The sequence below is a fragment of the Stenotrophomonas sp. STEN022 genome, from assembly GCF_056760155.1.
On sequence record NZ_JBRREG010000106.1, the window covers coordinates 1 to 14,088 of the forward strand.

The following is a 14,088-nucleotide window of genomic DNA, read 5'->3' on the forward strand; positions in this document are numbered from 1 at the left end:
CGCCCGCGGCTGGCGCTCGGCGGCCGGTCGGGGTGGGCCGCCCGCCGGCGCCCGGCGACCCCCCCCGCCCCCCCCCCCCCCCCCCCCCCCCCCGCCCCCCCCACTACAGAGGATCAGCCCGAGATTGCCAGGCGTTCCTGGCGATAACGCCATACCGCGACCGCCCACAGCAGCACTGCCAGCAGCACCGAGGCACCCAGATACACCGCCCACTGCGTGGCCGATGGCATCTCGCCGCGGGTGACCTTCACCAGCATCTGGTTCTGCGACAGGAACGGCACCGCGTACTGCCACAGCTGGGTGTCCTTCAGCGGGTAGGCCATCAGTGCGTAGCCCGGCAGCATCGGCAGCAACATCAGCCAGACCATGTGGCTCTGCGCTTCCTTCATGCTCTTGGAGCTGGCCGACAGGCAGGTCAGCAGGGCGGTGCCGATCAGCACCAGCGGCAGCAGGATCACCAGCAGCTTGCCCATCGCCGCGAAGCTCACGTCCAGCGAGCGCGCCGCACCACCGCCGATGCTGGCACTGACCTTGAACGAGACCAGGATCAGCAGCATCGACGCCAGACCCAGCACCACCGCTGCCAGCATCTTGCCGCTGACCAACGCACCGCGTGCTGCCGGCGTGGCCAGCAAGGGCTCCAGCGACTGCCGCTCACGTTCACCGGCGGTGGTGTCCATGGCCAGATGCGAGCCGCCGATGAAGGCGAACAACATCAGCACCAGCGGCAATACCACCGACAAGAAGATGCCGCGCTTGGCTTCGGCCGTTGCCAGATCGCGGGTGCCGACATTGACCGGCGCGGCCACCATCGGATTGACGCCACGAGCCAACAAACGCAAGGCCCCCACCGATTGCCCGTAGGCCGTCAGCACATTGCGTACGCGGGCGATCTGCACGTCTCCGGTACGGCGCGTGGTATCAGCGACGATCTCCACCTTGGCCGGCTTGCCGGCCTGCCAGTCGGCGGCGAAGTTCTCGTCGATCACCAAGGCCAGGTCTTCGCGCTGGCTGCGGATCAGTGCTTCGTAGTCAGCCGGCGCTTCGGTGGCATTGATGCCGCGGCTGGCCAGGAAGGCGACCAGGTTCGGGGCACGGGCGATGCCCACCACCGGGATGCTCAAGTCCTTCTCCAACTGCGTCTCGGCACGCAGGTTGGTGAGCTTGTTCATGCCCAGGAACAGCAACGGGTACAGCAGCGGCGCGGTCAGCAAGGTAAGCAGGAAGGTGCGGCGGTCGCGGGCGAAATCGCGCAGCTCCTTGCGCATCACCGTGAAGATGGCGCGGAAATATCCAGTCTGGCTCATGCGTGCAGGCCCTCCTCGCTGCCGATCAGTTTCACGAACGCGTCTTCCAGGTTGGTCTCGTGGGCCTGCTCGCGCAGCTCATCCGGTGTGCCCTGGGCAACCACCCTGCCCTGCGCGACGATCACGATGCGGTCACACAGCGCGGCGACCTCCTGCATGATGTGGCTTGAGAAAATCACGCAGCGGCCTTCCTCGCGCAGCTCCTTGAGGAAGCCACGCAGGCCGCGGGTGGTCATCACGTCCAGGCCGTTGGTCGGCTCATCGAGGATGACGTTGCGTGGGTCGTGGATCAGCGCGCGGGCGATGGCGGTCTTGGTGCGCTGGCCCTGGCTGAAACCTTCGGTGGCACGATCGAGGAAATCCTCCATCTGCAGCGCCTTGGCCAGGCGCGCGGTGCGCTCGACGATGGCGGCCGAACTCATGCCATGCAGTTCACCGAAGTAGTCGATGTTCTCGCGGGCGGTGAGGCGCTTGTACACGCCGCGCGCATCCGGCAACACACCAAGGCTGCGGCGCACTGCGTTGGGATCGACTGCGGCGTCGATACCATCGACCAGCACGCGACCGCTTTCCGGCGTCATCAGCGTGTACAGCATGCGCAGCGTGGTGGTCTTGCCGGCGCCATTGGGGCCGAGCAGACCGGTGATCTGGCCATCATGGGCGGTGAAACCCACGTCATCCACGGCGATCACCGGCGTCTTGTCCTTGCCCCTGCCGGGGAAGGTCTTGCGAAGTCGTTCTGCAACGATCATGTAAGCGGTTCCTCAGTGATGCGGTGATGTCACGGTTCCCAGCCATTGAAGCTGGTGAACGGCGGCACGTAGTTGAGTTTTTCCAGGCAGGCGCCGTCGAGCGCCTTCGGGTCGGTCTTCTCGATGAACTGCGCGAACAGCTTGGGCATGCAGCCAGCGCCGATGACGTTGTGGCCCTGGCCACGCAGCACGAACAGACGCGCGTTATCCAGGTGCTTGACCACTTCCTCGCCATAGCGCGGCGGCGTGACCGGATCGAACTCGCCTTCCAGCACCAGCGTCGGCACCTTGCCGGCCAGCGGCTTGTGGAAGTCGGCCGGTGCCGTGCCCTTGGGCCAGCTGGCGCACATCGCGCCCATGGCTTCGGCCATCTGGTTGCCGAGCACGGTGTCCGCGTCGGCACCGTTGGCGACCATGCCTCCCTTGTCTTCGCTGCACACCACCGACAGCTGCATGCCCATGGCCATGGCATCCTTCATCTCGCCCTGCAGCATCTGCGTCAGCGCCATCAGGTTGTCGTAGCGGCCGCCATTGGCTTCATGGATGAGCTTGGGCAGCAACGCGCCGGCAGCCGGCATGTAGGCGTACATGCGGACGAGGCCAGCAACGGTTTCTGCACGCAGCTCGCCTTGCTGCTGTTCGCCGGTGCTGGCGTCGCGGTACTGCACCGTCACCGGCTGCGCGCGCAGCTTGGCCAGCAGCGTGTCCAGCTCGGCACGTGGATCACCCAGCTTGTCCTTGCACGAGGCGGTCTTGGTGCATTGGGCGAACTGCAGCGCCAGTGCATCATCCAGGTTGCGCGCGAAGATATTGCCCAGCTGGAGGCTGTTCGGCACCACCGAGTCGAGCACGATGCTGCGCGTGGCCTGCGGATGGCGCATGGCGTACTGCTGGGCCACGCGGGTGCCGTAGCTGACACCGACCAGGTTGATCTGGCTCGCACCGATGGCCTGGCGCACCGCATCCAGATCCGCCACCGCCTCGGTGGTGGTGTAGAAACGCAGATCCGCCTTCTGCGACAGTTGGGTGGCGCAGTTCTGTGCTGCTGCCTGCATAGACGCCGTGGTGAAATCGGCATCATCCGGCGTGTCACAGGCCAGCAGGTTGGATTTGCCGGTGCCGCGCTGGTCGACCAGGATCACGTTGCGGTGCTTGCGCACCTCGGCAAATGCAGCGTCCACCTGCGGATAGGTAGCAACCGCGGCCTGGCCCGGGCCACCGGCGAGGAAGAACACCGGGTCTGGCTGCAGGTCGCTTTCCTTCTCGGGTGCGACCCAGGCGATGTTCAAACTGATCTTGCGGCCCTGCGGATTTGCCCGGTCTTCGGGCACTTCCAGCGTGGTGCACTGTGCTTCCAGGCTGTCGCGGCTGCCGGCCGAGCTCAGGCTGCAGGGTTGGAAGTTCAAGCTGCCCAGCGTCTGCGGCTTGCTGGCTACGGCCGCAACATCGGTGGTGCCGGCCGCGGCAGGCGCTGACGCCGGCGTATCGGTTGACCGCACCAGGCGGTAACCGACGATGCCGGCGATCACGGCCAGGGCGAGGATGGTTTGGGTCTTACGGGACATCATCGGAACAGCCCCTCACAGTTGAAAAGAAAACGGGTCTACCTGCATCCAGACGCGGGCGCGGCAGCTATGTGACATCAGGAAAGAAAATTTCTTCGATCCGGCTTTCGTACAGACGGGCGATGCGGAAGGCCAGCGGCAGGCTGGGATCGTATTTGCCGGTCTCCAACGCATTGATGGTCTGCCGGGATACCTCCAGCTGCTCGGCCAATTCGCCTTGCGACCAGCCCCTGGCCTCGCGCAGCTCGCGCAATCGGTTATCCATCGTCCCGGCTCAGTGGTAACGCCGCGCGACAACACCCTTGGCCAGCCCGTACGACAGGCACACCAAGGGAAACACCCAGATCATCGCCACGTTGGACGGTACATCGATGACCTTGGCCGACTGCAGAAAGCCCCCTGTCAGGTATACCAGCGAAATGAATGCCGTGGCGAAGCTCACCGCCTCCAGCTCGATGCGCTGCTGCAGCTCATCGGCATCGCGGATGTAGCGGATCATCGCCCGCAGCACCAGCATCATCGGCGGCACCGGCAGCAAGGCGATCAAGGCGCGCAGCAGGCCGTCCTCGACCCGCTTGAGCAGCAGGATCGACAGCACCAGCAACACCACATAGCCGCCCATCGCCAGCATCACCTCACGGGTATAGCGCTTGCGCAGCTTGGCCGGCGCGGCATCGCAGCCGTCGGGCATCAACCGGCGCAACGCGGCGGCGGCGGCCAGGCCCAAGGCTGTGCCGAACAAGGTCCCCACGGCATAACTACCGACGCGCGAGGATGCATAGGCGTTCAACAATGCGCCGACGACAGCCAGAACCCCAGCTGCCAACAGCAACCACAGGGAAACGGCGTTGCGCTTCATGGCCAGTTCCTGCCTGCGGACGGCGATGGCGACCTGCGGCACAACTGCGCTGCGATGCTGGTGGCCCCTGCCGGAACCACAGTGCGCAACGCTCGGCTACTGCAAAAGGTGCTCATGACAGGCCTGTAAAGGATGCTTGACACATCCTGATACCAGCATCGACCTTCTGTCAAGCGTCCTTTACAAGCAGGAGTGCGGCCTTGCCGATACCTGCCAGCAAAGCTCAGCCCATCGCCGCCTGCCGCGTGGAAGGATTCCATCGCACCCCGACCAGGTCGCTGGCCCCAGCGATGCAGACGCGGTCGCGGCCGGCTGCTTTGGCCTGGTACAAGGCCGCGTCAGCATGGGTCAGCACATGCTCCAACGTCGTGGCAACGCACGCCTCGTGCACTCCGATGCTGACGCTATAGCGCAGTGGCTGCCCAGCCGCGATCACGCTGGCAGCCCGCACCGTCGTCAAAATTTCCTGCGCCACCGTCATCGCCTCGGCTGCCGAAGCACCGGGTAACAACAGCACGAACTCCTCACCGCCGTAGCGACACAGCAGGCTGTCCCGGTCGCCAACACAGCTGCGCACCAGCTTGGAGAAATGCATCAGTACATCGTCCCCCGCCGGATGCCCCCAGCTGTCGTTGATGCGTTTGAAGTGATCCAGATCGATGATCAAGGCCGCAAACGGCCGCCCTTTTGTGGCGGCCTCGGCCAGCCGCTTGCGGCCCTCTGCCATCAAGGCTGCCCGATTGAGCAATCCGGTCATGCTGTCATGCGTGGCGCGGTCACGCAGCTCGCAGAACAACTGCTCCACCAGCAGCAACATCAACGCGAAGCACTGCGCCATCAACAACACGATGCCGCCGCAAATCCTGAGCAGCACAGCGGAGGAACGCTCGTCTGCGTTACTGCCGGAAGCTTCGTCAGAGAACCCCAGGCCGTAGAGACAGAACAGCATATGCAGGATGAAAACGCCGCCCGCCAGGCGATAACTCAGACGCAGGCTCTGCGGCGTATCGCGCAGCAACATCCAGGTGAGCCATGTGTACATCACCAGTGCCGACAGGTTCGACAGATTGCGTTGCATGCCGCTGACATGCAGCAGCTGTGCATCGATCAACAGCGCCAGGAAGAACGGCCCCATCACCAGCATCGGTTTCCAGATGGGCAGCCGCCGGCCAGCGTGCAGGGCGACACCCTTTATCAACAGCGCCGCGCCAAACAGCGATGACAGCATGACCAGCAGCATCAACTGCCAGCCGATCGGTGGCGGGACAATCAGTTGGAAGCACACCGACAGCGCCAACAGCCACAGGCTTGCCACCCATGCACGCAATGCCGGGCTATGCGGCAATACCAGCAATACCAGAGAGAAGCCCAAGGCAATGCCAAAGCTCACCACGATGCTGATAGCCGCGAAAAAAGTGGCCAGTTCCGCTGTCATTGCCTGCTGCTCCCTTGCGTCTTGCGGGGAACATTAGCGCTGCCCATGCGAATTCAGTTGGACGTCAATCGCGATCGCAATCACACAACACACAAGCGCTTTCGAAATGGCAAAACGTGTATCCGCCATGGCAAAAGCCGTTTCCTCCAAGTGCGCTTTTGAGTACATGCGTTTGTCTTCGATAGCTCTTATGCAATGCAGGCCACCGAGGTTCTCGTATCAACGCTGCGCGCACCGAGCCATTGGTCCGACAATGGACCGATGCAAAATCTGCAGTGATTGTCGTATCGATCGCAACCTGCTGATGAGGATGCGCTGCACCCTGGGCGCCATGTCGCCCATTGCCTTACGTGCAACGCACACCCTTGGCCGGCAGAGATCAGGTCTCCACCGCATACCAAGGGAGCGGCTCAGACGCGCTCGGCAGCCGGCTTCGGCGCGGGCGGGCTGACGTACTTCTCGCGACGGATCTGCGGCATCGGCAAGCCGGCTGCCTTCAGCACTTCCACGCAACTATCGACCATGTTCGGGTTGCCGCACAGGTAGGCAATATCGCGGGCCGGATCCAGGGCGATTTCGGCCAACTGCTGCTGCACGTAGCCCTTGCGGACATCGACGTGCGGGGTTTCCGGCAGTTCGCGCGACAGACAAGGCATGTAGCGGAAGCCGGGATTGGCGGCGGCGAAGGCGTAGAAATCGTCGCTGTACAGCAGCTCTTCCGGGCTGCGAGCACCCTGCAGCAACACCACTTCCACACCGCGCTCGACCATCGCCGCCTGCAGCTGCGGCAGCATCGAACGGTAGGGGGTGACGCCGGTGCCGGTGGCGATCAGTACATAGCGGGCATTGTGATCGCCCGGCTGCAGGCAGAAACGGCCAAACGGACCGCTGCCACTGATGTGGTCACCCAATGCCATGCCCTCGAACAGGGCCGTGGCAGCGCCGCCGGGGACGAAGCTGACCGCGATTTCCACCGCGTCGCCCGGACCCAAGGCGTGGTCGTGGATGGTGGCCAGCGAATAGCTGCGCTTGGCCGGGGTGCCATCGGCGTACTCGAAGTGAACCTGAATGAACTGGCCGGGCAGGAAATCCAGCGGCTGACCGTCGTCACGGACGAACTGGTAGTGGCCGATGCTGGGCGCCAGCATGTGGCGGCCGACCAGCTTGAGGGGGAATTGGATTGGCACAGGAGGGGAACAGTGTGTAACCGGGTATGGACCACGGGGCCTCCTATAATAGCCGCCTGCACTTATCCGACGCCTGTACCCGGCGCGAAGGCCCAAGATTGGACTCCCGTACCCCCACCAGCATCGCTGCGCTGCGCATCACCGACCTGCGCAAGACCTATGACAACGGCGTCCAGGCGCTGAAAGGCGTGTCGCTGGAGGTCGCCCCGGGCGACTTCTTCGCCCTGCTCGGCCCCAATGGCGCGGGCAAGTCGACCCTGATCGGTATCGTTTCTTCACTGGTCAACCTGAGCGAAGGCCAGGTACAGGTGTTCGGCAGCGACCTGGTGGCCGAACGCAGCGCGACCATGCGCCTGATCGGGCTGGTACCGCAGGAAATCAACTTCAACCTGTTCGAGAAGCCCTTCGACATCCTGGTGAACTACGCCGGCTTCTACGGGATTCCGCGTGCCGAGGCCGAGGTCCGCGCCGAGCAGGAACTCAAGCGCGCGCATCTGTGGAACAAGGCGCAGATGATGAGCCGCACCCTGTCCGGCGGCATGAAGCGCCGGCTGATGATTGCCCGCGCGATGATGACCCGGCCGCGCCTGCTGATTCTCGACGAACCCACCGCTGGCGTGGACATCGAGATCCGCCGCGACATGTGGAAGACGCTGCAGGAAATCAACGCCGCCGGCACCACCATCATCCTCACCACGCATTACCTGGAAGAGGCCGAGCAGCTGTGCCGCAACCTGGCCATCATCAACCACGGCCAGATCGTCGAGCAGGGCCCGATGCGTGGCCTGCTGGCCAAGCTCGATGTGGAAGGCTTCCTGTTCGACATCGACGGTGAACTGCCTGCGCAGCTGCCGCAGATCGAAGGCGCCACCCTGATCGCCACCGACGCGCATACGCTGGACCTGGACATGCCACGCGCGATGGACCTCAACCGTGTCTTCGACGCCCTGAATGCCGCCGGCATCCGCGTGCGCTCGATGCGTACCAAGAGCAACCGCCTGGAGGAGCTGTTCGTTCGGCTCACCGGCAACCTGGAGAACACCGCCGCATGAGTACCCCCGTTCCCGTGACCGACAGCAGCCGCAACTGGGTGGCGCTGGGCACCATCGTTCGCCGCGAGGTCAACCGCATCCTGCGCATCTGGGGCCAGACCCTGGTGCCGCCGGCGATCACCATGACCCTGTACTTCCTGATCTTCGGCGGCCTGATCGGCTCCAAGATCGGCCAGATGGGCGGCTACAGCTACATGCAGTTCATCGTGCCGGGCCTGGTGATGATGAGCGTGATCCAGAACAGCTACGGCAACATCAGCTCCTCGTTCTTCGGTGCCAAATTCGGCCGGCATATCGAAGAACTGCTGGTCAGCCCGATGCCGAACTGGGTGATCCTCGGTGGCTATGTGGCCGGCGCGGTGCTGCGTGGCCTGATGGTTGGCGTGATCGTGCTGATCATCGCCATGTTCTTCACCCCGGTACGCATCCCGCACCCGCTGGTGACGCTGAGCACGGTGCTGCTGGGCGCGACCATCTTCTCGCTGGCCGGCTTCATCAATGCCGTCTATGCGAAGAAGTTCGATGACGTGGCGATCGTACCGACCTTCATCCTGACCCCGCTGACCTACCTGGGCGGCGTGTTCTACTCGGTGACCTTGTTGCCGGGTTGGGCGCAGGCGATGACCCACGCCAATCCGATCTTCTACATGGTCAACGCGTTCCGCTACGGCCTGCTGGGCAGCAGCGATGTGCCGTTGTGGGTGTCCTATGCGTTGATGCTGGGGTTTGTTGGCGTGCTCACCGCATTGGCCCTGTGGCTGCTGCGCCGGGGCGTAGGCCTGCGTAGCTGAAAGAAGGCGCCGAAAGGCGCCTTCTTTCTTTGGCTCTTTGCTTTGGTTCTTGTGGGAGCGGCGTAAGCCGCGAAGCTCGCACAAATTCAAACCAAGATGACGCTGCATCCAGGATATTGCGAACCATGTTTTCTGTGCCCGGAAGCAATCTCAGCTTCGCGGCTTATGCCGCCCCCACAGAATCTGCGGCAGCAACGCCTATGATGTTCCCACTCCCCTTTGTCGATGGATATCCAAGCTGATGCGCATCCTGATTCTCGGTGCCGGTGGCACCGGTGGTTACTTTGGCGGACGGCTGGCGCAGGCCGGCGTTGATGTCACCTTCCTGGTGCGCGCCAACCGCGCTGCGCAACTGGACCGCGATGGCCTGGTGATCCGCAGCCCGCTCGGCGATGCGGCATTCCCGGTCGCCCACGTCACTGCCGATGCCCTGCCAGAACTGGCCAAAGCGCAGCCCTTCGACCTGGTCATCCTCAGCTGCAAGGCCTATGACCTGGACAGCTCGATCGATGCCATCGCGCCTGCGGTTGGCGCCAACACCACCGTGCTGCCCATCCTCAACGGCCTGCGTCACTACGCTGCGCTGGATGCGCGCTTCGGCCGTGCAAACGTACTTGGCGGCCTGTGCTTCATCAGCGCAACCAAGGCCGAGGACGGTGCCGTGCTGCACCTGGACAAGCCAGCGAAGATCACCTTCGGCGAGCGCGATGGCGCAACCGACAGCGCACGCGTCGCTGCATTGGCCAAGGCCTGCGAACAGGCCGGCATCGACCATGTCGCCTCGGCCGATATCACCCAGGAACAATGGATCAAGTACACCTTCCTGACCGCGCTGGCGGCCGGCACCTGCCTGATGCGCGCCGATGTCGGCAGCATCGTTGCCAGTGACCACGGCACAGTTTTCATGCAGGCCCTGTACGCCGAATGCCTTGCGGTCGCCGCGCAGGCCGGGCAGCCGATCCCCGCCAAGGCACAGGAAATCGCACTGGGCGCGATCACCAGACCCGGCTCGCCGATCAAGGCATCGATGCTGCGTGATCTGGAAGCCGGGCAGCGCGTGGAAGCCGCACACATCGTCGGCGACATGCTGGGCCGTGCACTTGCCGCCGGGCAATCAGCACCGCTGCTGCAGGCAGCCTACTGCCACCTGCAGGCCTACGAGGCGCAGCGCGGCGCTTGAGGTTTCAGCTTTGCGCCTGCCGTCAGACCGGCGGCAGGCGGAAGAAGGCGCGGGTTGCTGCGGTAGCGTTGGCAGCGGTGACCGCCACATCTTCGCCACGATCGCGGGCCAGTTCCTCGACGATATGCGACAGGAAGGCCGGCTCGTTGCGGCGATCCTTGGGCAGCGGACGCATCGTGCGCGGCAGCAGGTACGGCGCGTCGGTCTCGATCATCAGGCGCTCGGCCGGGATGTGCTTGACCAGCTCGCGCAGGTGCGCGCCACGGCGTTCGTCACACAGCCAGCCGGTGATGCCGATATACCAATCGCGGTCCAGGTAATCGAACAGCTCGCGACGCTCGGCGGTGAAGCAATGCACCACCGCCGGACCCAACTTGCCGTCGAAGTTCTTCATCATCGCGATGAAGTCGTCATGCGCATCGCGCTGGTGCAGGAATAGCGGCTTGCCGTTCTCACTGGCGATCTGCAGCTGGCGCTCGAAGGCCTTGCGCTGGGCCGGACGCGGCGAGAAATCGCGATTGAAATCCAGGCCACATTCGCCCACCGCCACCACTTCAGGGTGCGCGTGCAGTGCGCGCATTTCCGCATCGCATTCGTCGGTGTACTCACTGGCGTGGTGCGGATGCACGCCCGCGGTGGCATACAGGAAACCCGGATGACGCCGCGCCAGATCCAGCGCCATCGGCGAATGCTCGCGGCTGGCACCGGTGATCACCATCTGCACCACGCCAGCCGCGCGCGCGCGCTCCAGCACCGCGTCGATGTCGCGATCAAAGGATTCGTGGGTGAGGTTGGCGCCGATGTCGATCAGTTGCATTGAGCTGGGTGTGGTGAGGCGGAAAGGGTGAATTGTAGAGGGTTGGCCGCAGGCGGGCCCTGTGCAGCATGAACGGCCCCCTGTAGCCCCGGTAAGCGCAGCGCACCCGGGGGGCGTTCCGCGGATTCGTCGGATGCCCTGCGCAGAGCCCCGGTTGCGCTGCGCTTACCCGGGCTACGGCTTTGCGGCGACGCATCTGGCGCGCGGCTTCTACAATGCTGCAATGGCAATAGCATTCCCCATCACTCCACTACTCCCCGACATCCTCCAGCAGCTGGCCGCGCACACGCGGCTGGTGCTGGAAGCGCCGCCCGGCGCCGGCAAGACCACCCAGGTGCCGTTGGCGCTGCTGGACGCGCCGTGGCTGCAGGGCGGCAGGATCATCATGCTGGAACCGCGCCGGGTCGCCGCGCGCAGTGCCGCCACCTTCATGGCCAAGCAGCTGGGCGAGCCGGTCGGCGAAACCGTCGGCTACCGCATCCGCTTCGAGAACAAGGTGTCCGCGCGTACCCGCATCGAGGTGGTCACCGAAGGCATCCTGACCCGCATGCTGCAGGACGACCCGCTGCTGGAAGGCGTGAGTGCACTGCTGTTCGACGAATTCCACGAGCGCCATCTGTCCGCCGATCTCGGCCTGGCGTTGGCACTGGACGTGCAATCGCAGCTGCGCGACGACCTGCGCATCGTGGTGATGTCGGCCACCCTGGATGGCGAGCGGCTGGCGCAGTTTCTGGATGCGCCGCGTCTGTCCAGCGAAGGCCGCAGCTATCCGGTGGAAATAAGCCACTTCCCGGCCCGGCGTGACGAGGCCTTGGAAGCGCAGACTAGGCGCGCGGTGGAACAAGCCGTGGCCGAGCATCCGGGTGATGTGCTGGTGTTTCTGCCGGGGCAGCGGGAGATTGCCAGAGTGCAGGCCGCTCTGCTCCCTCCCTTTGCCGCAGGCAAGGGGAGGGTTGGGGAGGGGTCGCTTCGCGCGTCAGACCAGGATCAACAGCAACCCCCTCCCAACCTCCCCCTTCGCTCCGCGAAAGGGAAGGAGCAGAGCTTCGACGTGCTCCCCCTCCACGGCGAGCTGCCAATCGAGCAACAAACCCGCGTGCTGCAGCCCGATCCCGACGGCCGCCGCCGGGTTGTGCTGGCAACCAATGTCGCCGAATCCTCGGTCACCCTGCCCGGCGTGCGCGTGGTGATCGATGCCGGCTTGGCACGCGAGCCGCGTTACGACCCCAACAGCGGCTTCTCGCGGCTGGATGCGGTGGCCACCTCGCAGGCTTCTGCCGACCAACGCGCCGGTCGTGCCGGCCGCGTGGCTTCCGGTTGGGCGTGGCGGCTGTGGCCGCAATCACAGCGGCTGGAGCCACAGCGGCGTCCGGAGATGGCGCAGGTGGAACTGGCCGGGCTGGCACTGGAACTGGCGGCCTGGGGCAGTGACGCGCTGCGCTTCGTCGATCCACCACCCAGCGGCGCGCTGTCGGCCGCGCGTGAACTGCTGCAGCGGCTGGGCGCCTTGAGCGAAGACAACACCATCACCGCGCTGGGCAAGCGCATGCTGGCGATGGGCACGCATCCGCGCATGGCGGCGATGCTGCTGTCTGCAGGCAATCCGCGCGAGCAGGCCTTGTCGGCAGACCTTGCGGCACTGTTGGAAGCACGTGATCCGCTGCGCCAAGGCGGCGATGCACTGGCCGCACGTTGGCGCGCACTGGCCGCGTTCCGCAATGGCCGGGCGCCTTACGACGCCAACCGCGGTGGCTTGGCTGCGATTGATGCGGCGGCCAAGCAATGGCGCCGCCGCCTGCGCTGCGATAACGCGCCTCCAACGGATATCGAAGCGCATGAGCTCGGCGACCTGCTCGCCCATGCCTTCCCCGACCGCATCGCCACCCAGCACCCGAACGACCCGCAGCGCTACCAGCTGGCGAATGGTCGCAGCGCACGCCAGTTCGACAACAGCGACCTGCGCGGCGAGCCCTGGCTGGTGATCAGCGAGCTACGCCACGATCCACGCGATGCCTTGATCCTGCGCGCAGCGCCGGTGGACGAACAACGCCTGCGCCGCGACTTCCCTGATCGTTTCAAGACGCAGGATGTGGTGCGCTGGAACAGCGCCAAGCGCGCATTGGAAGCACGCCGCGAAAGCAGCTTTGAACGCATCGTGCTGGACAGCCGCCCTGCCGGCCAGGTGGACCCGGCGCGTGCCGCACGCGCACTCATCGACGCGGTACGCGAATTGGGACTGGAGGCACTGCCGTGGACCGAAAACCTGCAACAGCTGCGCTGGCGGGTGATGGGCTTGCGACGCTGGATGCCGGAGCTCGAACTGCCCGACTTATCCGATGCGGCGCTGTTGGGGACGTTGGACGATTGGCTGTTGCCAGCCTTCAACGGCAAGACGCGCCTGGAAGCCTTGTCCGAGGAAGAGCTGGGCGAAGCGCTGAAGTCCGGCATCGACTGGAGCAAGCGACAGCTGGTGGATCGTCATGCGCCGACGCGCATCAGCGTGCCTTCGGGAATGGAGCGACGCATCGAGTATGCGTTGGACGATGACGGTGTCAGCCCGCGCCCGCCGGTACTGGCGGTGAAGCTGCAGGAGCTGTTTGGTCTGGCCGATACGCCGCGTATTGCCGATGGGCGCGTACCGCTGCTGTTGCATCTGTTGTCGCCGGGTGGAAAGCCATTGCAGGTGACCGGTGACCTGCGCAATTTCTGGCAGAACACCTATGCCGAGGTGAAGAAAGAGATGAAGGGGCGCTACCCGCGGCATCCGTGGCCAGATGATCCGTGGAGCGCTACGGCGACGCACAGGGCGAAGCCTCGGGGGACTTGATTGGGGTTTGGGGTTTGAGCAAAGGCCGAAGCAAGAGCAGGAGCTCCCCTCCCCAGCCCTCCCCTGCGCGGTGCGCAAGGGCGGGGGCGGGTGCTGGCAATCGGGCGGCGCGCCGCCCGGCCGCGTCGGCGGCCGGCCCGGGGGCGAGGCCCGGGGGGGGGGTGGGGGGGGGGGGGGTGGGGGGGGGGGGGCGGGGGGGGGGGGGCCGGCGGCCGCGCCACGCAACCATTGCCTTGTGCGTGGTGTTCCTGGTAATCGACCTGGGCTTCGTGATCGCCAACGGCGCCAAGCTGCTGCAGGGCGCCTGGTTCCCGCT

12 protein-coding genes are annotated in these 14,088 nt (G+C 65.0%); 4 read left to right on the forward strand and 8 right to left on the reverse strand.

Annotation, left to right across the window (positions count from 1 at the left end):
- Positions 1–113: 113 nt before the first annotated feature.
- From ACVOMF_RS17915 to ACVOMF_RS17945, 7 genes are all read right to left on the reverse strand, one after another.
- Positions 114–1,307 (reverse strand): ABC transporter permease, encoded by a 1,194-nt coding sequence (locus tag ACVOMF_RS17915; protein ID WP_481510463.1) that lies wholly within the window; start codon positions 1,305–1,307, stop codon positions 114–116.
- Positions 1,304–2,059, reverse strand: a complete 756-nt coding sequence (locus ACVOMF_RS17920; protein ID WP_481510464.1) for an ABC transporter ATP-binding protein — start codon at positions 2,057–2,059, stop codon at positions 1,304–1,306. Before ACVOMF_RS17920 ends, ACVOMF_RS17915 begins: the two co-directional genes overlap by 4 nt.
- Before the next feature lie 29 nt (positions 2,060–2,088).
- Positions 2,089–3,624 (reverse strand): alpha/beta hydrolase, encoded by a 1,536-nt coding sequence (locus ACVOMF_RS17925; RefSeq protein WP_481510465.1) that lies wholly within the window; start codon positions 3,622–3,624, stop codon positions 2,089–2,091.
- A gap of 67 nt (positions 3,625–3,691) precedes the next feature.
- Positions 3,692–3,889, reverse strand: coding sequence for a helix-turn-helix transcriptional regulator (locus ACVOMF_RS17930; RefSeq protein ID WP_296246663.1), 198 nt, complete (start codon positions 3,887–3,889; stop codon positions 3,692–3,694).
- Between the two features lie 9 nt (positions 3,890–3,898).
- Positions 3,899–4,483: a hypothetical protein gene (locus tag ACVOMF_RS17935; protein WP_481510466.1), complete on the reverse strand. Its 585-nt coding sequence runs from the start codon at positions 4,481–4,483 to the stop codon at positions 3,899–3,901.
- Positions 4,484–4,706: 223 nt separating this feature from the next.
- Complete coding sequence (locus tag ACVOMF_RS17940) at positions 4,707–5,918, reverse strand: GGDEF domain-containing protein (protein ID WP_481510467.1); 1,212 nt, start codon at positions 5,916–5,918, stop codon at positions 4,707–4,709.
- Between the two features lie 410 nt (positions 5,919–6,328).
- Entirely contained in the window at positions 6,329–7,105 is a 777-nt protein-coding gene (locus ACVOMF_RS17945) for a ferredoxin--NADP reductase (RefSeq protein WP_481510468.1), read from the reverse strand.
- A 98-nt stretch (positions 7,106–7,203) separates the two neighbouring features.
- Between ACVOMF_RS17945 and ACVOMF_RS17950 the strand changes: the two genes are divergently transcribed.
- The 3 genes from ACVOMF_RS17950 (at position 7,204) to panE (ending at position 10,128) form a co-directional block, all read left to right on the forward strand.
- Positions 7,204–8,157, forward strand: coding sequence for an ABC transporter ATP-binding protein (locus ACVOMF_RS17950; RefSeq protein ID WP_481510469.1), 954 nt, complete (start codon positions 7,204–7,206; stop codon positions 8,155–8,157).
- The gene (locus tag ACVOMF_RS17955; protein WP_481510470.1) at positions 8,154–8,948 is read left to right on the forward strand and encodes an ABC transporter permease; all 795 of its coding nucleotides are present in this window, start codon (positions 8,154–8,156) and stop codon (positions 8,946–8,948) included. Before ACVOMF_RS17950 ends, ACVOMF_RS17955 begins: the two co-directional genes overlap by 4 nt.
- Positions 8,949–9,189: 241 nt before the next feature.
- Positions 9,190–10,128 (forward strand): 2-dehydropantoate 2-reductase, encoded by a 939-nt coding sequence (gene panE, locus ACVOMF_RS17960; protein WP_481510471.1) that lies wholly within the window; start codon positions 9,190–9,192, stop codon positions 10,126–10,128.
- Positions 10,129–10,150: 22 nt separating this feature from the next.
- On the opposite strand, the gene ACVOMF_RS17965 is transcribed toward panE, so the two are convergent.
- Positions 10,151–10,945, reverse strand: coding sequence for a TatD family hydrolase (locus ACVOMF_RS17965; protein WP_481510472.1), 795 nt, complete (start codon positions 10,943–10,945; stop codon positions 10,151–10,153).
- Positions 10,946–11,168: 223 nt separating this feature from the next.
- On the opposite strand from ACVOMF_RS17965, the gene hrpB reads away from it, so the two are divergent.
- Positions 11,169–13,772 (forward strand): ATP-dependent helicase HrpB, encoded by a 2,604-nt coding sequence (gene hrpB, locus ACVOMF_RS17970; RefSeq protein WP_481510473.1) that lies wholly within the window; start codon positions 11,169–11,171, stop codon positions 13,770–13,772.
- Positions 13,773–14,088 lie beyond the last annotated feature (316 nt).

Excerpts from the sequence above, each read along its gene's own strand:
- ACVOMF_RS17915 (WP_481510463.1), bottom strand. The coding sequence starts at position 1,307 with ATGAGCCAGACTGGATATTTCCGCGCCATCTTCACGGTGATGCGCAAG.
- ACVOMF_RS17920 (WP_481510464.1), bottom strand. The coding sequence starts at position 2,059 with ATGATCGTTGCAGAACGACTTCGCAAGACCTTCCCCGGCAGGGGCAAG.
- ACVOMF_RS17925 (WP_481510465.1), bottom strand. The coding sequence starts at position 3,624 with ATGTCCCGTAAGACCCAAACCATCCTCGCCCTGGCCGTGATCGCCGGC.
- ACVOMF_RS17930 (WP_296246663.1), bottom strand. The coding sequence starts at position 3,889 with ATGGATAACCGATTGCGCGAGCTGCGCGAGGCCAGGGGCTGGTCGCAA.
- ACVOMF_RS17935 (WP_481510466.1), bottom strand. The coding sequence starts at position 4,483 with ATGAAGCGCAACGCCGTTTCCCTGTGGTTGCTGTTGGCAGCTGGGGTT.
- ACVOMF_RS17940 (WP_481510467.1), bottom strand. The coding sequence starts at position 5,918 with ATGACAGCGGAACTGGCCACTTTTTTCGCGGCTATCAGCATCGTGGTG.
- ACVOMF_RS17955 (WP_481510470.1), top strand. The coding sequence starts at position 8,154 with ATGAGTACCCCCGTTCCCGTGACCGACAGCAGCCGCAACTGGGTGGCG.
- panE (WP_481510471.1), top strand. The coding sequence starts at position 9,190 with ATGCGCATCCTGATTCTCGGTGCCGGTGGCACCGGTGGTTACTTTGGC.
- ACVOMF_RS17965 (WP_481510472.1), bottom strand. The coding sequence starts at position 10,945 with ATGCAACTGATCGACATCGGCGCCAACCTCACCCACGAATCCTTTGAT.
- hrpB (WP_481510473.1), top strand. The coding sequence starts at position 11,169 with ATGGCAATAGCATTCCCCATCACTCCACTACTCCCCGACATCCTCCAG.